Genomic DNA, 19,988 nt, shown 5'->3' with positions numbered 1-19,988 from the left:
GGCTGACTAAACGGTCAGAACGTTCAATGCTAATCACTCAGCACCTGATGCCAGGGGCGGGGCTGACATGCCCCCGCCCGGCTGTAGTATGATCGCCGCTCACCTGAGCCATGTAGTCGCTATGAATCTGATACTGCTGTTCGAAGAAGATTTTACCGCCCCCGGCCAAGTTCACCTGCACGACCGCCGCCTCACTCATATACGTGAAGTCCACCGGGCCAACCCGGGCGACCGCCTCAAGGTAGGGCTTCTCAACGGCGCGATGGGATCAGGGCAGCTGCTTTCCCTCTCCGAACATGAAGCGGTAATGCGCGTTGAGCTGGACTCAGCTCCGCCACCGCCGTTGCCGCTTACCCTGATCCTGGCGTTACCACGACCCAAGATGTTCAAGCGAACACTGGCGGCCGCAGCCAGCATGGGGGTGAAAGATCTCTGGCTGATCAACTCCTACCGTGTCGATAAAAGCTATTGGGGCTCCCCTCTGTTGACCGATGCTGGTCTCAGAGAGCATCTGCTGCTTGGGCTGGAACAGGCCGGCGATACCCGTTTGCCTGAAGTACATCTGCGCAAACGGTTTAAGCCTTTTGTGGAGGACGAACTACCCGATCTCTGCCGTGACCGCCGGGCACTGCTGGCACACCCCTATAATGCTGAGCCCTGCCCTTCCGCTTCGAATGAATCTACCGTTTTGGCGATCGGCCCTGAAGGTGGCTTTATCCCCTACGAAGTGGAGAAGCTGATCGAAGCGGGCCTGAAACCTGTGCACCTGGGGCCGCGAATTCTGCGCGTGGAAACAGCAGTCCCTGCTCTGCTATCACGACTGTTCGCTTTCTGAACAGACAGATAAGAACGACCTTTTCGTATTTAAACCCGTCGATTATTTAAGACATTGATCTGACAGAAACATATAAATACTATGGTTATATGATTCGAATCTAAAACGAAAACAAGAATCGAACTCAGTTGCGTTGACCCGACAGGAAAAAGTGATAACAATTCGCATTACGCGATTGATATCCCGGCCTCGGCACTCTTCCAGAGTTTGAGTGCGGCCCGTTTTTCCAAAATCACTTTTCCAATAAATAAAAGTTACCGGAGAATCCGCGACAATGAAAAAAGCTCTTTTATCTGCCGCTGTATTGAGCGCCACCTTTAGCACCTTCGCTCAGGCCGAAGAGGTCAACGTCTACTCTTTCCGCCAGGAGTTTCTGCTGAAGCCTCTGCTGGAAGCGTTCACCGAAGAGACCGGCATCAAGGTCAACGTGGTTTTCTCCAAGAGTGGCCTGCTGGAACGTCTTGAGCATGAAGGCCAGAACACCCCGGCCGATCTGCTGCTGACCGCCGATATCGGCCCACTTTACGACGCTGCGGAACGTGATTTGGTCGCGCCGATCAAGAGCGACATTATCGAGCAGAATGTTCCGGAACACTTCCGCGCCACTGACGGCAAATGGGTCGGTCTGACCAGCCGCGCACGTATCATCTACGCGTCCAAGGATCGTGTAGAGCCGGGTGAAATCACTACCTATGAAGACCTGGCCGACCCGAAATGGGAAGGTCGTATCTGCACCCGTAGCGGCAAGCACACCTATAACCTGTCTCTGATCGGTTCCATGATCGCCCACCACGGTGAAGCAGAAGCTGAGAAGTGGCTCGAAGGCGTAAAAGCAAACCTGGCGCGTAAACCCCAGGGTAACGACCGCGCCCAGGTTAAAGCGATCAAGGAAGGCGTCTGCGACCTGGCGCTGGGCAACAGCTACTACTACGGCAAGATGGCCACCAACGATAAAGAACCGGAACAGAAAGAGTGGGCCGCTTCTGCCAACCTGGTATTCCCGAACCAGGATGACCGCGGCACCCATATGAACATCTCCGGTGCTGCGCTGACCAAATACGCTCCGCACCCGGAAGCTGCAGTGAAGCTGGTTGAGTTCCTGAGCCAGGAACAGGCACAGAAGCTGTACGCCGAAGCCAACTACGAGTTCCCGGTGCGCCCGAACACGCCCTGGTCCGAGCTGCTGGAAGAGAAAATGAGCGGCTTTAAAGGCGACGAGATCAACCTGGGCGAAATCGGCGCTAACCGTGCCGCTGCCGCCAAGCTGGTCGATAAGGTCGGCTTCGATAACTGATTCCAGGAAATAGTGCATGAGTGCCACAGCCGAAACCACGCTGACCGAATCGCGAACACTGCCCCGACTGCGCGGGCTTCTTCCCGGTTGGTACAGCATCGGCTGGGGCACCGCACTGCTGGTGATGTTACCGGTGCTGGCCGTACTCTGGCTGGCACTCTTCCCTACCGAGAATATCTGGCCGCACCTGGCTTCTACGGTGCTGCCTGTCTACATCAAGTCCACGCTGATCCTGATGGTGGGCACTGGCGCATTGTCGGTGATCATCGGCGTCGGCACCGCCTGGCTGGTGACGCTCTGTCATTTCCCCGGGCGACGGATGTTTGAATGGGCACTTCTGCTGCCCTTCGCGATTCCCGCTTACGTGATCGCCTATATCTACACGGACCTGCTTGAATACGCAGGCCCCGTGCAAATTCTCCTCCGCGACCTGTTTGGCTGGGAAACCGCGCGCGATTACTGGTTCCCGGAGATACGCAGTATCGGCGGCGCGATTTTGATGCTGACGCTGGTGCTCTACCCTTACGTTTACCTGCTCGCCCGCGCCAGCTTCCTGGAACAGTCCATGAGCATTCGCGATGCCAGCCGCATGCTGGGCTGCAGTCCCTGGCAGAGCTTCTACCGGGTTTCTCTACCGATCGCCCGCCCGGCTATCGCCGTGGGTCTTTCACTGGTATCGATGGAAACGATCAACGACTTCGGCACCGTGGATTACTTCGCGGTAAAGAGCATGTCGGCCGGTATCTATGACGCCTGGCTTAATATGGGCAATGTGGGCGCGGCGGCGCAGATCGCCAGCCTGATGATGATCTTTGTAGTGGTGCTGATCTCACTGGAGCGCGTGGCCCGCGCCAAATCCCGGCAGTACACCAGCCCTGACCGGTATCGAACCATCGAGCGTTACCGCCTGACACCCACCCGCGCCTGGCTTTGCACTCTGGCCTGCGCCCTGCCGGTAGCCTTCGGCTTCCTGCTGCCGTTCCTGTCACTGGCGGATATGTCCCTGGCCCACCTGGACCAGTTCAGCGACAGCAACTTCCTTGGTTTTGCTACGAACAGCTTCACCCTCTCAGGTGTGACTGCATTGCTGGCTGCGGCCATCGCCATCGTGCTGGCCTACAGTAAGCGCCTCTACGCCCGTAATCGTTCACTGCAGGTTGCGGCCCGCATGAGTAACCTGGGCTACGCCCTGCCCGGTGCGGTGCTCGCCATCGGCGTTATTGTGCCGCTGGCTGCGTTTGATAACAGCGTCGATGCGTTTATGCGGGAGCACTTTAACGTCAGCACAGGCCTGCTGCTGAGCGGTACGCCCTTCGCCCTGGTGTTCGCCTACTGCGTGCGTTTTCTTGCCGTTTCCGGCGGTGCTGTGGATTCGTCACTGGGCAAGGTCACTCCCAATATGGATATGGCCTCCCGCTCGCTGGGCGCCAATACACTGAGAACTCTGAAAGAGGTGCACCTGCCTTTGATTCGTGGCGGCCTGCTCACCGGGGTGCTAGTGGTATTCGTGGACTGCATGAAGGAGTTGCCGGCGACACTGATCCTGCGACCGTTTAACTACGATACGCTGGCGACCTACGTCTACCAGTACGCCTCGGACGAACAGATCGAAAGCTGCTCGCCCGCTGCGCTGTTGATTGTGCTGGTGGGGATTATTCCGGTGATTCTGCTAAGCCGCACTATTACGGCTACCCGCGCCAGCCGGTAAAGGCGATCGGCGCGAGATGATCCGACCTTTGGGTCTGCGCCTACTACCGGTCGAAAAAGACGATGGGGCGATGCGGCGCGACGCGCAGAGAGACCTGTTCGCCGATCGGATAACGGTGCATACCACTTTCCACCGCCTGCAACTCAAGGCCAGAATCAAGCCTCAGGCTGTACAGCGTCTGACTGCCCTGGAACTCGCAGGTCAGCACCTCGGCAGAAACTCCGCCTTCGTGGCTCAGTTGAATATCGGTGGGACGCAGGAACAGCCTGACAGAGCGCCCCTCAGAGTCATCCGCTCCGAACGGCTCGGCAAACTCCAGCTCGCCCAACTCACAGCTGAGACGATCCGGCGCCAGCGCCTTCCCAGAGACCATCACCCCCTTGCCAACGAAGGATGCGACTTCCGGCGTTGCCGGCTGGTAGAACAACTCTTCAGGTGTCCCCCACTGCTGAACCTCTCCCTTTGAAAGCACACCCAGGCGATCGCTAATAGTGAACGCCTCCTGCTGGTCATGGGTCACCATGATCGAGGCGATCTGCTGCTTCTTCAGAATACGGCGCATCTCGGCGGAAAGCTGGCGACGCAGGTCGGTATCCAGGTTGGAGAAGGGCTCATCCATCAGCAACAAACGCGGCTTGGGCGCCAGCGCTCGGGCCAGCGCCACGCGCTGCTGCTGGCCACCGGAAAGCTCATGAGGATAGCGTTTACCCAGATCCGGCAGTTCAACCAGGTTAAGTACCTCTTCCACCGCCTTCTGTTTTTCACTGCGACTTTTTCCCTTGAGGCCGAAAGCGATGTTCTCCGCGATGGTCAGATGAGGAAAAAGCGCGTAATCCTGAAACACCATGCCCATACCGCGCTTTTCAGGAGGCAGCGTGCTTTTCTCGTCGCTGATCACTTCGCCATTGATGCGGATGGCACCGGCCTCCGGCTCAATGAATCCCGCAATCGCGCGCAGCACTGTAGTCTTACCGCAACCGCTGGGGCCGAGCAGGCAGGCGATCTCGCCCTCTTCAATGGAAAAACTGACCGACCGCAGTACCGGAGTTCCCTCATAGGCACACTGAAGTTTTTCGACGGAAAGAAGTTCGCGCATAGATCTCCTGATACCGAACCCGACTCCCTTTCCCATCAACAGATCGAAAAACGCGACGTGAACGGTTTAATACCCTGAAATGACAGGGTTAATAATAATTGGAAATCATTCTTAATTACCAGCCAGATTACTGGTGAGGCTTCTTCTTAGGGAGTCTCGATAACGCTGCCAGTCGAACGCGGGGCCAGGGTCTGTCTTTCGACCCGCCGCTATATCGGAATGGCCACAGATTCGATCCAGCGTTATATCCGGGTAGCTTTGCATCAGCACCTGAGTAATAGCGACCAGCGCCGCATACTGCTCATCGCTGTAAGGGGTATCGTCTGCCCCCTCAAGCTCGATGCCGATAGAGAAATCATTGCACGCCTCGCGCCCATCAAAGCAGGATAGCCCCGCGTGCCAGGCACGCTTGTCGAAAGGCACGAACTGGATCACCCGCCCCTTCCGGTCGATCAGTAGATGTGCAGACACCTCAAGCTGATGGATCTCGCGATAGTAGGGATGCTCATCCGGATTCAGGCAGTTAGTAAACAGTTGCCGAATACCGGGCCCACCGAATTGCCCGGGCGGCAGGCTGATATTGTGAATAACCAGCAAGGAAATCTCGCCTACGGGGCGATCATTATGATTGGGCGAAAGACACTGCTCTGCCGGCGTCAGGCAGTGATTTTCTATGGAAAAAGGCGGGTTCGTCATCGAAAGGGATAAACTCCTGATACAAGCGAAATCACTGGGTGAGGTTCTCGCTGAGACGCGCTTTCGCTAGAATATCGACCCCGAACCACACCCGCAACGGAACCTCTCATGCTGAACCTGACCGACCTGAAACCGGTGATCGAAGAAAATGTACGCACAGCCCTAACCGAAGATGTGGGCGCTGGCGATATAACCGCCGCACTTATCCCTGCGTCGGACCAGGCTAGCGGCCGGGTGATCAGCCGCGAGCACGCTACTATCTGCGGTACCGCCTGGGTGGATGAGGTGTTTCGTCAGGTTGATCCTGAGGTTCGCATCGAGTGGCAAGTAAAAGACGGCGACCAGGTTGAGCCGGATCAGACTCTGTTCACCATCGAAGGCGCCGCCCGCAGCCTACTGACTGGTGAACGCGCCTCGCTTAACTTTCTGCAGACCCTGTCCGGCACAGCCACCCTGGCGCGCAGCTATGCCGACCATGTGGCGGAAACCAGCGTGCACCTGCTGGATACCCGCAAAACCATCCCGGGGCTGCGCATGGCGCAGAAATACGCCGTCAGCTGTGGCGGCTGCTTTAACCACCGCATCGGTCTGTTTGACGCCTTCCTGATCAAGGAAAACCATATCCTCGCTTGTGGAGGCATATCTGCCGCCGTAAACACTGCGCGCAGCATGCACGCCGACAAGCCGGTGGAAGTCGAGGTAGAAAACGAGGAACAGCTGCTCGAAGCGCTGCAAGCCGGTGCAGATATCATCATGCTGGATAACTTCAGCCCCGCACAGATGGTTGATGCCGTCACCATCACTGCCGGCCGCGCCAAGCTGGAAGCCTCGGGCAACATCACCGATGAAACCCTGCTGGATTACGCAAAAACCGGCGTCGACTACATCTCCATCGGCGCACTGACCAAACACTGCCGGGCAATCGACCTGTCGATGCGACTCGTTTAAGCCTCACAGACGCAAAAAAGCCAGCTATTTAGCTGGCTTTTTATCTATTTAGACTCAGGTTCATTCACAGCGCGCGGCGCCTATCTGTACCCAGTCATCATCATTCTGAATCTGCAGCACATCAAACACCTCCACCTCTGCAGGCGTAATGCCGTTCTGCAACATGATTGAACATGCATCCCGGGCTTCCGCATTGCGATTCGAGCCATCGGGAATAACACCTATACCCAACCGGTGCCCCTTATCCCACCAGACTGGCTGAGCCGGCAGATCCAGTTTCTGCAGCACTTCGGCGGCAACTTTATCCCGCACTTCAGCAGGCACTTCCTTACGTGCAGATTCGATATACCAGGTAACACCGATACTTAGGGCAATCAGGATAAGCACCATCAGGCGTTTGTTCATTTATGCAGCTTCCAAGCAAATCGTTTTTTGTTCAGTGGCTTGAGTGTGCCGGGAAGTAATTCGGGAGACAACCGGACTATAGGTTAAATTGGGATTTATGGAGAGAAGGAAAGCAAGATTACAAGAATCGGTTACGAGTCACGTTAACGTGACAGTTTATACTACAATCGCTTAGCCAGATGCTCCATTGGTAACAATCGCTTTCACTATTGATCAGCTCAATGTGTCTCTAAACATACAAAACCAACCATACAGAAATCAAAAGAACTAAACCAAAAAGGACCGCCGAAGCGATCCTCTTGGAGCTAGGTATCTTGAAATAGGGCTACCCCTTACCTTCCGCCCACCCTGCTTGCACTATTTTTCCTTTAGTCGTCACAGTATCCGACAGTCAGGCAAGAAGAAGCTGACGACGAAACGTCCCAAGTCACCTGCCCGTTAGTCAAGGTACCATCCAACTGGTAGGTTTCGCCTTCTAGCCCCTCAACAGGCGAAGTAGAAGAACCCACCGCCTTAGCCTGAATAGAGATAGTTGTAGCGCTGTTAGCAGTGACACTCATCCCTGCACTGGAGCTATCTACATAAGTACCACCTGTAGCACCAGCTATAGCCTGAGCTACTGAATTATCACTGGAGTCACACTCCTGCATATCACCCTTGGTCTGACCACATACTTCAACGGAAGCCTTTACGCCCTGAGTCGCGCTCACAACTTCAGAGAATTTAGCCTTGTTTACGTAAGTCTGATAAGCCGGCAGCGCAATCGCAGCCAGAATACCGATGATCGCTACAACGATCATCAATTCAATAAGAGTAAAGCCCTGTTGTTTTTTCATCATCATCTCTCCAGCGAGTTGAACTTCCTGTTACTAAACAGCACATTGCTGTCCGCGTAATTTTTTAAGCAAGAGCAGTGCCAACATCCAACCTTCCCGTTTTCTGCGGCTTTCCGACCGTTGCGCGAAGCGATCCTAAGTCAGCAGGTGACAATCTGTCACCCCCAGTGTCAGAAATTGACAAACTAGTGTTTAAATTCTTGATCCAGATCCTGATCCAGACCGTATTTCTGAATCCTGTAACGCAGTTGGCGCAGTGTAAGACCCAGCTGTCGAGCTGCCGCCGAGCGATTCCAGCGGTACTGCTCCAACACGGCAACCAGTTGCTCGCACTCATCTACATCGGACTCCGAGGAACCGGAGCTCGCATATACAGGCCGACTGGACAAAGAGAGGTCCGCGGGCGTGATGCGTCCCGCCTCGCAAAGCGCCAGGGCCCGCTCCAGAATATTTTCCAGCTCACGCACATTGCCTGGGAACGCATAAAGCCTTAACTCTTCCAGCGCGGCATCAGTGAGCTCTGCACGGCATTGAATGCCACTCTCTTTATTGCGACGGGTAATTTTTTCAAGAATGGTGCGACTCAGTGCAGAGATATCTTCACTGCGCTCCCTCAGTGGAGGCACCTGAAGCTCAATCACATTGACGCGGTAGTAGAGATCCTGCCGAAAGTTACCCGATGCGACTTCATCATGCAGCTGCTTATGGCTGGCACTGAGTATGCGCACATCAACCAACTGCTCATGCTCGGCCCCCACCGGACGTATCTTCCTCTCTTGTATGGCTCGAAGAAGCTTTACCTGCATCGACATCGGCATATCGCCGATCTCATCCAAAAACAGAGTCCCGCCCTCGGCAGCCTGAAAAAAACCCTCCCGCTGGGCAGCTGCGCCGGTAAAGCTTCCCTTCAGATGGCCAAAAAACTCGGATTCGATCAGATCTTCAGGAATGGCGCCACAGTTCACAGCGATAAAAGGGCCCTTTCCACGATGACTGCGCGCGTGGATCTGACGGGCAATAATTTCCTTACCCGTGCCGGACTCCCCCCAAATACAGACCGGCGCCTCGGTTTTTGCGAGTTTTTCGATCCGTGACTTCAAGGTTCTCATCGGTGCAGAGTTACCCACCAGCTCATCGTCGCCGTCTGGCCTGACAGGACTACCCAATGCCTGATTAACGAGAGCCCTGAGCTGATCGATATCAAGCGGCTTGGAGACACAGTCAAAAGCACCTTTGCGAAGCGCTTCCACCGCCAACTCCATATCGCCATAGGCGGTAATTATGGCGACTGGCAACGCAGGCAGGTCTCGCTGGATATCTTCAACCAGCTCCATCCCTCTCCCGTCGGGCAGCCGCATATCGGTCAGACACAGATCAAAGGGTTGCCGGCCAAGCAGCTCTCGCGCCTCGCCCAGGCTTGCAGCCGTGCTGCACTGCATGCCCATGCGGCTCAGGGTAATTTCCAGCAACTGCCGTAAATCCGCCTCATCATCAACCACTAGCACACTGGGCTGCTTTTCAGACTGCACTTTATCCACTTACCGCTTCCTTACTACTACTCACGCTTTTTACCGGCCTTTCCATCGGGAAGGTAATACGAAAGCATCCCCCTTTCGCACTCCTTGTCTGAGTTCCACTATAACCCACACCGGTGCTGTACTTCAGTTCACAGTAGTTGGCCTCACACAGCTCCTTTGCGATATAAAGCCCCAGCCCTGTGCCCTCATGCCGGGTCGAGTAGAAGGGTTCATAGATCATCCCCAGTTTGTCGTCAGTAATGCCGGGGCCGTTATCCATTATTTCAATACAGGGCGTTGCGTTAGGGTCTTCCCGGTAAAGGCTAAGACGGATTATCGCCTCTCCCGTCTCTGGCACCCCATGCCTTAGCGAATTATCCAGCAAGAGCGTTAACAACTGACGCAGATGGTCTGGATCAGCCCGCACCTGTATCAGACTATCCTCGATACTCAGGCGCAGGGAACGATACAGGTCTGGCCAACTCAGGCGCCACTCCTCACGCAATGCCTCAAGCCAGGAATTCAGCTCCAGATCCTCCCATTGCGGAGTCTTGCGGCGAGACAGTGTTAAAACATCCTGAATCAGCCGATTCAGACGCCTGACCTGACCTAGCTGGATCGAAATCAGCGGCTGATCCTGGTCAGATAATGAAGGAGACTCCGCTAACAACTGGGTTGCATGACTGATCGCCGCCAACGGGTTACGAATTTCATGGGCAAGACTCGCCGTCAACCGCCCCAGCGCGGCAAGCTTCTCGCGCTGCAACCTGGAGTCCTGCTGCTCCATATTTTCGAGCATCAGCAATGCTCGCTGGTCACGACCACGGCCGGTGGCGGTCAACTGCAGCCGCAGCGGCAGAATCCTCTCCGACTCTAGCTTCTCTCCTTTCCGCCAGACCTTGAGTAGATCATCCAACGGCCTGGAAAGCTCGGATAGTGGCCGATGCAGCGCGTTTTCCGGCCTGATACCAAAAAGATCTGCCGCGGAGGGGTTGATCAGACGCACTACATCATCGCTATCTACAACCACAACCCCCTCATCCATACGCTGCACGATCAAGGCGTTAAGCTGAGTTAAACTCTCCAGATCGAGCTCTTTTTGCCCCATCTGAAACCGAGTATCCGCGACACTTCGCCCGGCAAGACCGCTCACCAAAGCAATGGTCAGATGTGCCAGCGCCAGAACGCCGAGGTCGGCTAATGGGAAACTTTCATCAACCCACTCCCGAGCTGACATGCTAGCGAGCAATACACCAATGATAGCGAGCAGTGCATACAGCTGGGTCCAGCGTCCCGGTTGCCAGAACCCGGCGAACGTAACGGGCACGAGGGTCAGGGTTGCAAAAACACTTGGGCTGGCGCCGCTGGCGAAGTCCAGCAATGAGAGCACCGCGAGATCGATCAGCATTTGAAACACAAAAGGGACCTGCCTGGAAACATCCCGGCTTCCAATGCCAAAACTAAAACCGATAGACAGTATCAGGTAAACCAGCGCCGTCATACTGAACAGAGCGGACTGCTGATTCACAAAAGAGAGTTTTTCAACGGGAAGCAACAGCAGGGTTACCAACGCCCCCCCTAATACCATCCGGTAGAGGCTTAGAAGCCGAAGCGCACGCCAATCACCACTTTCTCGCATCAGAAAAAGACCCTGATCAATTTATACCTCATCATATTTGCCACTACGCATTTGCCACTCTCGGGAGGCTAATATAGAGTATCGTCAACACCGTTTCTTAGCTTTGATTTGCAAATGTAAGGTAAGGCAGTTGTCGAACGGATTTCAACCACTTAGCGGTCTCGCCAAGCGTCTGGTTAACGACGGTGCATTTTCTGCCGAAGTCGCCATGGAAGCGCTGACCCAGTCCCGTAATGCTAATCAGAGCTTTGTCAGCTACATTATTTCTCAGCGCCTGGTCAGTTCCCATCGTGCCGCCTGCGCGGCTTCAGAGGAGTTCGGCCTGCCATTGCTGGACCTGGATGCGTTTGCCAGCGATGCGATTCCACAGGGTCTGATCGCAGAGAACCTGATACAGAATCATCGCGCACTGCCGCTGATGCAGCGCGACAATCGTATCTTCGTTGCCATTGCAGATCCTACCAACATCCAGGCCCTGGATGAGATCAAGTTCCATACGGGTACCACCACCGAGGCGGTGATCGTCGAGGAAGACAAGCTTTCCCGCAGGATCGACGCCTTCCTTGACTCGGGTACCGAGGCGCTTGAAGAGCTCGACGACGCCGATCTGGATAACATCGAAACGGACGATGGCAGCCAGAAAAAGAAAGAGGAAGAATCCGCTGAGGAAGCGGCCTCTGATGCCCCCATTGTTCGCTTTATCAACAAGATACTGCTCGATGCGATCAAGAACGGTGCCTCGGATATCCATTTCGAGCCCTATGAGAAAGCCTATCGCGTCCGCTGCCGTATCGATGGCATATTGCAGGAAGTGAGCAAACCGCCCACCAACCTGGCATCGCGGCTTTCAGCACGCCTCAAGGTTATGTCCAATATGGACATAGCTGAGCGACGCGTACCGCAGGATGGACGCATCAAGCTCAAGGTTTCAGCCAAGCGTTCGATCGACTTCCGTGTAAACACCCTGCCTACGCTCTGGGGTGAAAAGATCGTCCTGCGTATTCTTGACCCCACCAGCGCAACCATAGGTGTCGACGCCCTGGGCTTCGAACCCGAGCAGCGCGAAGTTTATCTGAGCACCTTGGAGCGTCCTCAGGGGATGATTCTGGTCACCGGCCCCACCGGCTCAGGTAAAACAGTAACGCTCTACACGGGTCTGAATATCCTCAACACCGAGGAGCGAAACATCTCCACAGCGGAAGACCCTGTGGAAATAAACATGGATGGTATCAACCAGGTCCACGTAAACCCCAAGGTTGGCCTAACCTTTGCTGAAGCACTGCGATCCTTCCTGCGTCAGGACCCTGACGTCGTGATGGTGGGTGAGATACGCGACCTTGAAACTGCTGAGATCGCCATTAAGGCTGCGCAGACCGGGCATATGGTGCTTTCGACACTGCATACCAACAGCGCCCCGGAAACGCTTACCCGACTTAGAAACATGGGCGTACCATCCTTTAATATCGCCACCTCAGTCAGCTTGATTATCGCCCAGCGACTTGCCCGCCGACTTTGCGAATCCTGCAAACAACCGGTTTCACTCCCCGAAGCAACGCTACTGGAGGAAGGGTTCAAGCCGGAGGACCTCGACCAACTGCAAATCTACGAAGCCAATGCTGACGGCTGCACCAAGTGCAACCGGGGCTATAAGGGCCGCGTCGGTATCTATGAAATGCTGGTAATGAGCACCGAAATTGCTGAGTGCATTATGGAAAATGGAAACTCTCTGGATATCCTTCGTGTCGCCCGCGATCAGGGCTTCAAGACACTGCGTCAGTCAGGCCTCTTTAAAGTAGCCAAGGGGCTGACCAGCTTGGAAGAGATGAACCGCGTTATCAAGGTCTGACACCTGGCCGCACAGAATTTATAGGCAGCAGCAACTATGGCGACAAAAACAAAAGAAGCGAAAAGAATAACCTTTGCCTGGCAGGGCAAGGACAAGAGCGGCAACCTGAGCAAAGGCAAGATCGACGCCGAGAGTATCGCAGCCGCAAAAACATTGCTGCGCAAGCAGGGGATTAATCCAGGTAAGGTCGCCAAAGAAAGAACATCGATATTTGGCGGCGGACGCAACAAAGCGATCAAACCGCTCGATATCGCTTTTTTCACTCGCCAGATGGCGACCATGATGAAAGCCGGTGTACCGATCATTCAGGCCCTGGATATTGTCGGGCAGGGTGCTGAAAAAATTAAGCTGAAAGAGTTGATCTACAAGATCCGCAGCGACGTTAGCGGTGGTACCGATTTTTCTACATCCTTGTCCAAACATCCTGATCATTTCGACGATCTTTTCTGCAGTTTGATCAAAGCAGGTGAGGCATCAGGCCAGCTGGAAACCATGCTGGACCGCGTCGCAACCTATAAAGAAAAAGTCGAATCACTCAAAGCAAAGATCAAAAAGGCGCTGACCTACCCCACAGCGGTCATTATTGTGGCCATTATCGTTACCGCGATCCTGCTGGTAAAAGTGGTCCCCGTTTTTGACGACGTATTTAGCAGTTTTGGCGCCGAGCTGCCGGCCTTTACTCTCTGGGTTATCGGGTTATCGGAAGTCGCACAGAAATACTGGTTCTTTGCGCTTCTGGGAATTATCGGCGCCTTAGTCGCTTTTGTTCAGGCGCGAAAAAAATCACAGAAATTCGCGGATTTTGTTGATCGAGCTCTACTTAAGATCCCTATTATCGGCAGTATCGTCAACGAAGCGATTATTGCCCGTTTTGCCCGCACCCTGGCCACCACCTTTGCAGCGGGCGTCCCTCTGGTACAGGCACTTGACTCGACTGCCGGCGCGACAGGCAACGTGGTCTATCGCAACGCTACACTGCAGATTCGTAATGGTGTATCCACCGGCCAGTCACTCACTAACGCAATCAATATGACTGGCGTATTCCCGGTGATGGTCGTGCAGATGACATCCATCGGCGAGGAAGCGGGCTCTCTGGACATGATGCTTGATAAGGTTGCCACGTTCTACGAAGAGGCGGTCGATAACGCCGTTGATAACCTCTCCAGCCTGCTTGAGCCACTGATCATGGCAATACTCGGTGTTCTCGTGGGCGGCCTCGTTATCGCCATGTACCTGCCAATATTCCAGCTGGGTAACGTGGTTTAACAATAATAAAATTCCCGATATATTTCGTTCCAAAATCCCAATAGAGTAGTAAATACGGGAACTAGAGACAAAAAAACGCCCAGAAAGAGTGTTCCATTCTTCTGGGCGTTTTCATTTATATCGTGAATATCGAAAAATGTTCCATTTTAGCTTGCACTAGAGCCCCACCCCATCTATTTTATAACGTAAAGGAAATTTTTAGTTCCAACCTGGATGGAGATGAATGGCTCGGGTACAGATAAAAGTAATACGATTTGAAAAGCTGAATGACGCCCCCCTTGCGCTGATATTCGTTGATAACGACCTTGAGCCGCACAGTGCGTCCTATCTTCTTAGTGTGCTGGATAGGGGGCACCCGCTTTCACAGATCAAGACTACGGCGTTCACAATCAAGCGTTTCTTCGACTACTGCATTGAATATCGAATCGACTTCCCAGCCTGTTTCAAGCGAATGGACCCTCTTCCAAGCGGCACGATTGAACACTTGGCAGGATTTCTTTCAGCCCGCATTGATACTGGCGAGCCTGTAGGTCCAAATACGTTCAAGTACCGATGGAGTCATATCAAAGCCTTCCTGAAACACGTCTGGCGTTTTTACCAAGAGAGAGTCGTTGATCCTGATGCACTCAAAGCCGCACAAGTAAAACAAGCTATGATGGAAGAGGCACTGAAAGAGTACGGCACATTCGGCTACAAGGCAGACAAGAAAGACCACGTTGGCCTTAAGCCTGAATTAATAGCAGAGTTCTTCAATATCGTTTTCCCAAGTAAGGAGAATGATCTAAACCCTTGGAAGTCTGAGCTAATACGCTGGCGTAACTATTGCCTTTTTCTGACGATGATTCTGGGCAGTAACCGCAAGGGCGAATCCCTCAACCTGACCATCAATGATTTTGCGCTCACTGGCCCCGCCAATCAGCCTCGGTACTTCGAGTTTCAGAAGCACGATACCGTTATGTCCGATTACGGGACACGCAGTATCAGGCCGGCCCAAAAAACGAAAGGCCGCAGAGTTGTTCTAGCGCCCCAACTGGCTGAGGTATTCGAGCATTACATCACACATATCCGCCCGAAGTTCAAAGGGGCTAAGCGCTATCCCCATATGTTTTTGTCACTCAGAGACGGTGAGCCAATCAGCGTTAACACACCTAACGAATCACTCAAACAGCTGATAGAAAAACACCCTCAGTTCAAAGGTCTCTTGTCGCCTCACATCCTGCGGAATACTTGGGCCGACATGGTTAATGAAGCACTGGATGAAAAGTATCAGCATCAGGGACCACTGGCCAAACAAGGCCTGAAAGCGGCGGCATTGGAATACGGCGGAGGCTGGGCTAAGGGTAGTGCGATGGTTGAGCGATACCCTAAAGGTTCAACCGAACGAGCAGTAGCAGAACTACATCTACAAATTCACGAACGGATTTTCACCGAGTCAAAGGAAGAGTCGAATGGCAAAAAACATTGAGTCGATTGATACAGGAGAGCTAGTTACGGCTGAAGTGGCTGAACGCCATCTTATACCAGTACTTCCTGAAAGCGAGCGTGTTATTACGTCACGTTTTGGTTACCGCTTGGAGTGCAAAGATTATTCAGGCTCCTGGTTGCCCATCATCAAGACCTTCAATGACGATGCTAAACAGACTCCCGTCAAGACTGCCCCGTTTTTCTGTGGCCGTCCTGAAATAGATCGCATCACCTCTTCCCTATTGACCCACTTGCTCAAGCATTATGCCGCAACCACGGTAAATAGCTACGCAGAGGGCATCTGGCTCGTCACATCTCGGCTTATGCAGGGCGAAGACGTTCAGGAGGCCATTCTTAATGCTATCGCGGATATCAAAAAGGACTCGGATCTCACAGCAATTAAGCGACTCGGCCGCTACTTTTTGATGTACGAGCTGGACGGTTATCTGTACGATTTTCACCAAGAAATACAAGCACTCTCTCGCGGCGGCGCTCAGAACGCGTATATGTCCTACAACCTCAGAGATGATGAAGAGGGGCCGTTCATGCGCGAAGAAATGCTTGTTCTTAACCAGGCACTGGGTGACCCCTTCATCCACTTGGAAGACCGTGTACTAATGGGGTTGATGATCGAGTGGGGACTGCGCCCTATCCAAGTTGTCCTACTGAAGCAAAGCGACTTTGAGGTTCGAGAAATCGCAGGCGAAGCACTCTACCGCATCAACGTACCGCGCGTTAAACAAGGGGCCAAACAGCGCCGTCAGCAGTTCACGAAACGCCCAATCTCACGCAAGTTAGGCGAGATGATAGATGAGCTGATACAAATCCATCAGTCCGTTTATGCCGATCTTGATATTCAAGATCCGCCACTGGTGATGCGTCGCTACAAGCTGTTCGCGGGAAACAACCCCTATCAGCATAAAGCGCCCATAAAGATACTAAGGGATCAACAAGTCGCTAGCGGTACCTGGGACGTAAGTTTTGCCGCGCCAACAAACATTTACCAAGATGTTTATGACGCAAATAACAAGAGCGATATGGGTCACCACGTTCAACGTGATCGCATACAATATCGCTTGGATGCGATAGTTGATCACCTCCCCCGCTCTCCACGTACGGGCCAGCCCTTCAACCTCTACGCCTACCGTTTCCGTTACACCAAAGGCACTACAATGGTTCAGGAGGGTTACACGCCCGCCGAAGTTGCCGATGCGCTCGACCACAGCGATACGACCTCCGTTCGACACTACTTTCGCGAGACTGCGGAAACTAACGAGCTCGTTGAGGAGGCGACAAACCGCCGGGTTGAACAAGGCATGTGGGTTGCTGCCTGGCAGCGAAATGACAATGTTGAGAACAACATTTACGGCGAGGATGTGGTTGAACTGACCGCTTTCACTACTGTAGGTAAATGCAAAAAAGGATCACCCTGCTGGTTTGAGCCTGCCGTAGCTTGTTATGGCTGTGACAAGTTTAAACCCAACACTGATGCCCAGGGCCACAAGAACGCGCTCAAACGCATAGAAACACAGATAGCAGAACTCGCGAAGACAACATTCGGTGCTGCAAGCCATCAGCTCGACGAGGCTCGCGCAGGCTGCATGGCGGCTATCGCCTATGCGGAAGGTAAACAGGTCGTATTTATCGAAGACGGAACCATCGCGACCAAAGATGAAGTTATTGGTAGTAGACTACGGATGATCGAGGAACGCTCATAACCATGAACGTAAGCACGAATATAATCGCGTTTGGTGATAAGCGCCTTAAATCAATTCGGGAGAACTACGAACGCTTGATTCAACGCGCTCGCGAACAGTTCCCTCTGGTTCTGAAATCAAACCCATACCTGATCGGCAACTACGAAGACACATCCTGGCGATATCGCGGCGAAACGGTATGGTTCAACACCTTACCTAAAGGCCGCCGATCGAATCAGCACCGCCTCGACTGGGATCCCGAGGTTACCGAACTTGTAAAAGCTTTCGTCACCGATAAGCTATTCAAGTCTAGAACACGTAAAGAGCCATTATCCAAGTCTCGGGTGATAGCCTTGCGTAACTTCGTCCCAACCATGATTCAATCGGGAATCACTGCCCTTGATCAGATCAATTCTGAATCTTATCACACGGCATTCCATACGATCTTGGAAGGATCAAAGGACCCTACCAGCGTTATCCAGGACCTAAACCTATTCATCCAATTCCTGTCCGATGCCCATGTCTTGAGGTCAGTTATTGACCTTCGTAGTCCTATTAAAGATCAGAGCGTGAAAGAGAAGGTCGGCCCGAAAGCGAAAACGGGCAAAATGCCTCTACCTGAGCTCATTCGTGCCATCATAGCGCTGCGTTGGAAAGTCGAAGAATCCTTCGACGGTAGTGATCGAGCGATTTCAGACACGCTCTGTGTTTACACACAAGTGTTTGCTTACGCGCTAGGACTTCGAGCCGGCGAGATACTTCGAATCCCCCATGACTGTTTGTTTTGGGATGGCCCAGATCTACGCTGTCGTGTGTACACCGAAAAAGGCCAGCAGGCACGCGCACCCTATGTACCGACTATCTGGCGAGAGTTGGTTATTGAAGTCGTTGATCGCATCAAAAACCTGACAGACATCTATCGAAAAAGAGCTCGAGAGCTTGAGAAAAACCAACGTCTATCCGAAGTAGATACCCGTCTAGATAGATGGCGGGAAGAGCGCGAGTCCGATGCTCAAGCGCTGGTTCAGGAGCTTGATGACTACCTCTCAAAAAAACGCGTGGAAGCGACGAATACCTGGACGCTGAAGCTCGCGATTAAGCCCGAGATGGAATACTCCCTTGATGATTTACAAAGTATTCTTCCAATTTATTCTCAGGCAAAGTCTACGGCAGACAAGGTTAAATACTATACAAAGTGGGGTCTTAATCTAACCGTTCATCCGATCGACCCAAAAAAAAGCTCATATACGATTTCGGGTCGATCCATACTAATATTTGTCGATGATCAGGTCGAGTATAGGGCTAGTCACATTACCGAACAAGAGTTTCTAAGCATCCTTCACGCGAGGGACGTTTATCGTTTTAACTCAGGTGACAAAACAATATCCTCGCTAACTAAAACAGCCGATGGAAGCACGGCGACCTGCTATACTTTTAATCCCGAAAATTTCGCTGGCAAAGGACGTGCACCTGCTGTGATGAGCCGGAACGATGCTGCTGCGAAACTCAGAGATTATGCTCTTGGCGGATTTGACCCCTATACGAAGATCGATCTTTACTCATTTAACAAACTTTTTCCAGAAATCCCCCTTCTATTTTCCAGGACAAAGGCTGGAAGCCTTAAATCTTTTCAGGCTCAAAACCCTTTATTCAAAATCAACGACAAGCAGAAAATATACGCCAAAGTAAAGACGGAAAACTCCCACATTCGATACAGTGTGAACGAAGGATTCACCATTGATATCACGTCGATTCACAGCATGCTCTTTGAGACCTTTACGTCATCGAACTTGGCACTCGAAAAAGAGGTTTGGGAACAGGACAAGAAGGATCAAGAGGAGGAAGCAACGTTCACTGGAACCGCTGTGATGATTACATCGAAAGCCTTCAGCGTGGAACAAAACGTCTCTGATTTCCTGTTTTTACGGTGCAGACTCATGTCTCGCAACGCTAACAGCCTGGTGCCAGAAATCCTGAGTTATCAAGCACTATCCTACGCAATGCACGGCAACGATCGCTTCAAATCGATGTTTGAGCGATACGATGTCGATGTGCCAGATAATATTCGTAAATCTTGGAGTAGCCATCATGGACGGCACTGGAAAACCACATCAATGCTCCGTGCTGGATTGGAAGCAGAGGTAGTCAACCGCTACATGGGCCGTGAAGCCTCCCAGTTAGATCATTACGACCACAATACAGGTACGGAACGCGCAAAAATATTAGGCGAGGCCATGCAGGAGAACCAAACGCGCTTTTTGGGCGCAATACCGCAAACAGTGCGCAAAATGCAGCATGAGAATATTCCTGCTAAAGAAATCGATGAGTACTTGAACGAAACAGTACAAACAGCCCAGCATACACCTTGCGGGATGTGCGTTGGCTCACTCAACCTTAACCCCTGCGAGTTCAACATGGGGTGCCTTGTCGGCAATGAAGGCAACGGCTGTAGCCGCTACATCTTCGATACTCGGGATGCGGCTATGCGCGTAACTCTGGCGAATGAGAAAGATAAGTCCGAAAAAGAAATCTCGCGCCTTCTTGATGTGTTTGATGCTGGTAACCCTGCCGCTGAAAAGCACATACTTCGGCACGCTACGCTGGTTGAAAATATCAACAAAGTCTTCGACTATTCGAATAGACTTCTAGCCTCCACCTCGAAGAAGACCACTGAAATAGCCCCCTTCGAAGAGGAGGGCTCTCTGCCAGACGACTGCCCCTTTGGTTGTGGAGGCGACTAA

At 52.9% G+C, this 19,988-nt stretch carries 15 protein-coding genes; 9 read left to right on the top strand and 6 right to left on the bottom strand.

The features are described from left to right. Positions 1 to 121 precede the first annotated feature (121 nt). The 3 genes from CLV83_RS00700 to CLV83_RS00690 all read left to right on the top strand — a co-directional run bounded on the left by CLV83_RS00700 (position 122) and on the right by CLV83_RS00690 (position 3,837). Positions 122 to 835, top strand: coding sequence for a 16S rRNA (uracil(1498)-N(3))-methyltransferase (locus tag CLV83_RS00700; RefSeq protein ID WP_132286087.1), 714 nt, complete (start codon positions 122 to 124; stop codon positions 833 to 835). Between the two features lie 274 nt (positions 836 to 1,109). Then, positions 1,110 to 2,129 carry a Fe(3+) ABC transporter substrate-binding protein gene (locus tag CLV83_RS00695; RefSeq protein ID WP_132286084.1) on the top strand — a complete coding sequence of 340 codons (1,020 nt, stop codon included), beginning with the start codon at positions 1,110 to 1,112 and terminating at the stop codon, positions 2,127 to 2,129. 16 nt (positions 2,130 to 2,145) lie between these two features. After that, positions 2,146 to 3,837, top strand: a complete 1,692-nt coding sequence (locus CLV83_RS00690) for an ABC transporter permease (RefSeq protein ID WP_132286081.1) — start codon at positions 2,146 to 2,148, stop codon at positions 3,835 to 3,837. 43 nt (positions 3,838 to 3,880) lie between these two features. Here the strand turns inward: CLV83_RS00690 and CLV83_RS00685 are convergent, their stop codons facing one another. Both CLV83_RS00685 and ampD read right to left on the bottom strand, forming a co-directional pair. After that, positions 3,881 to 4,933 (bottom strand): ABC transporter ATP-binding protein, encoded by a 1,053-nt coding sequence (locus CLV83_RS00685; RefSeq protein ID WP_132286078.1) that lies wholly within the window; start codon positions 4,931 to 4,933, stop codon positions 3,881 to 3,883. Positions 4,934 to 5,044: 111 nt separating this feature from the next. Next, positions 5,045 to 5,629, bottom strand: a complete 585-nt coding sequence (gene ampD / locus CLV83_RS00680; protein WP_132286075.1) for a 1,6-anhydro-N-acetylmuramyl-L-alanine amidase AmpD — start codon at positions 5,627 to 5,629, stop codon at positions 5,045 to 5,047. Positions 5,630 to 5,737: 108 nt separating this feature from the next. Here ampD and nadC point away from each other — a divergent pair, with 108 nt between their 5' ends. Then, entirely contained in the window at positions 5,738 to 6,577 is an 840-nt protein-coding gene (gene nadC, locus CLV83_RS00675) for a carboxylating nicotinate-nucleotide diphosphorylase (protein ID WP_132286072.1), read from the top strand. A gap of 60 nt (positions 6,578 to 6,637) precedes the next feature. On the opposite strand, the gene CLV83_RS00670 is transcribed toward nadC, so the two are convergent. The 4 genes from CLV83_RS00670 to CLV83_RS00655 all read right to left on the bottom strand — a co-directional run bounded on the left by CLV83_RS00670 (position 6,638) and on the right by CLV83_RS00655 (position 10,974). Further along, complete coding sequence (locus tag CLV83_RS00670) at positions 6,638 to 6,982, bottom strand: hypothetical protein (RefSeq protein WP_132286069.1); 345 nt, start codon at positions 6,980 to 6,982, stop codon at positions 6,638 to 6,640. A gap of 368 nt (positions 6,983 to 7,350) precedes the next feature. Then, positions 7,351 to 7,818, bottom strand: a complete 468-nt coding sequence (locus tag CLV83_RS00665; RefSeq protein ID WP_207894651.1) for a pilin — start codon at positions 7,816 to 7,818, stop codon at positions 7,351 to 7,353. Positions 7,819 to 8,003: 185 nt separating this feature from the next. After that, complete coding sequence (locus CLV83_RS00660; protein ID WP_279387513.1) at positions 8,004 to 9,356, bottom strand: sigma-54-dependent transcriptional regulator; 1,353 nt, start codon at positions 9,354 to 9,356, stop codon at positions 8,004 to 8,006. Beyond that, positions 9,349 to 10,974: a sensor histidine kinase gene (locus CLV83_RS00655; protein ID WP_132286063.1), complete on the bottom strand. Its 1,626-nt coding sequence runs from the start codon at positions 10,972 to 10,974 to the stop codon at positions 9,349 to 9,351. Before CLV83_RS00655 ends, CLV83_RS00660 begins: the two co-directional genes overlap by 8 nt. 130 nt (positions 10,975 to 11,104) lie before the next feature. On the opposite strand from CLV83_RS00655, the gene pilB reads away from it, so the two are divergent. The 5 genes from pilB to CLV83_RS00630 all read left to right on the top strand — a co-directional run bounded on the left by pilB (position 11,105) and on the right by CLV83_RS00630 (position 19,988). Then, positions 11,105 to 12,820: a type IV-A pilus assembly ATPase PilB gene (gene pilB / locus CLV83_RS00650; protein WP_132286060.1), complete on the top strand. Its 1,716-nt coding sequence runs from the start codon at positions 11,105 to 11,107 to the stop codon at positions 12,818 to 12,820. A 36-nt stretch (positions 12,821 to 12,856) separates the two neighbouring features. Then, complete coding sequence (locus CLV83_RS00645; RefSeq protein ID WP_132286057.1) at positions 12,857 to 14,086, top strand: type II secretion system F family protein; 1,230 nt, start codon at positions 12,857 to 12,859, stop codon at positions 14,084 to 14,086. A gap of 223 nt (positions 14,087 to 14,309) precedes the next feature. Next, positions 14,310 to 15,551, top strand: coding sequence for a site-specific integrase (locus CLV83_RS00640; RefSeq protein WP_132286054.1), 1,242 nt, complete (start codon positions 14,310 to 14,312; stop codon positions 15,549 to 15,551). Beyond that, positions 15,535 to 17,268: a site-specific integrase gene (locus tag CLV83_RS00635; RefSeq protein ID WP_132286051.1), complete on the top strand. Its 1,734-nt coding sequence runs from the start codon at positions 15,535 to 15,537 to the stop codon at positions 17,266 to 17,268. The genes CLV83_RS00640 and CLV83_RS00635 overlap by 17 nt, the downstream gene beginning before the upstream one ends. Before the next feature lie 2 nt (positions 17,269 to 17,270). After that, positions 17,271 to 19,988, top strand: a complete 2,718-nt coding sequence (locus CLV83_RS00630) for a hypothetical protein (protein ID WP_132286048.1) — start codon at positions 17,271 to 17,273, stop codon at positions 19,986 to 19,988.

The sequence above is a fragment of the Marinobacterium mangrovicola genome (genome assembly GCF_004339595.1).
Taxonomy (GTDB): domain Bacteria; phylum Pseudomonadota; class Gammaproteobacteria; order Pseudomonadales; family Balneatricaceae; genus Marinobacterium_D; species Marinobacterium_D mangrovicola.
This window is presented reverse-complemented; position numbering and strand designations above follow the sequence as displayed.

Coding starts and splice junctions, on each gene's coding strand:
- CLV83_RS00700 (WP_132286087.1), top strand. CDS start 122: ATGAATCTGATACTGCTGTTCGAAGAAGATTTTACCGCCCCCGGCCAA.
- CLV83_RS00695 (WP_132286084.1), top strand. CDS start 1,110: ATGAAAAAAGCTCTTTTATCTGCCGCTGTATTGAGCGCCACCTTTAGC.
- CLV83_RS00690 (WP_132286081.1), top strand. CDS start 2,146: ATGAGTGCCACAGCCGAAACCACGCTGACCGAATCGCGAACACTGCCC.
- CLV83_RS00685 (WP_132286078.1), bottom strand. CDS start 4,933: ATGCGCGAACTTCTTTCCGTCGAAAAACTTCAGTGTGCCTATGAGGGA.
- ampD (WP_132286075.1), bottom strand. CDS start 5,629: ATGACGAACCCGCCTTTTTCCATAGAAAATCACTGCCTGACGCCGGCA.
- nadC (WP_132286072.1), top strand. CDS start 5,738: ATGCTGAACCTGACCGACCTGAAACCGGTGATCGAAGAAAATGTACGC.
- CLV83_RS00670 (WP_132286069.1), bottom strand. CDS start 6,982: ATGAACAAACGCCTGATGGTGCTTATCCTGATTGCCCTAAGTATCGGT.
- CLV83_RS00665 (WP_207894651.1), bottom strand. CDS start 7,818: ATGAAAAAACAACAGGGCTTTACTCTTATTGAATTGATGATCGTTGTA.
- CLV83_RS00655 (WP_132286063.1), bottom strand. CDS start 10,974: ATGCGAGAAAGTGGTGATTGGCGTGCGCTTCGGCTTCTAAGCCTCTAC.
- CLV83_RS00645 (WP_132286057.1), top strand. CDS start 12,857: ATGGCGACAAAAACAAAAGAAGCGAAAAGAATAACCTTTGCCTGGCAG.
- CLV83_RS00640 (WP_132286054.1), top strand. CDS start 14,310: ATGGCTCGGGTACAGATAAAAGTAATACGATTTGAAAAGCTGAATGAC.
- CLV83_RS00635 (WP_132286051.1), top strand. CDS start 15,535: ATGGCAAAAAACATTGAGTCGATTGATACAGGAGAGCTAGTTACGGCT.
- CLV83_RS00630 (WP_132286048.1), top strand. CDS start 17,271: ATGAACGTAAGCACGAATATAATCGCGTTTGGTGATAAGCGCCTTAAA.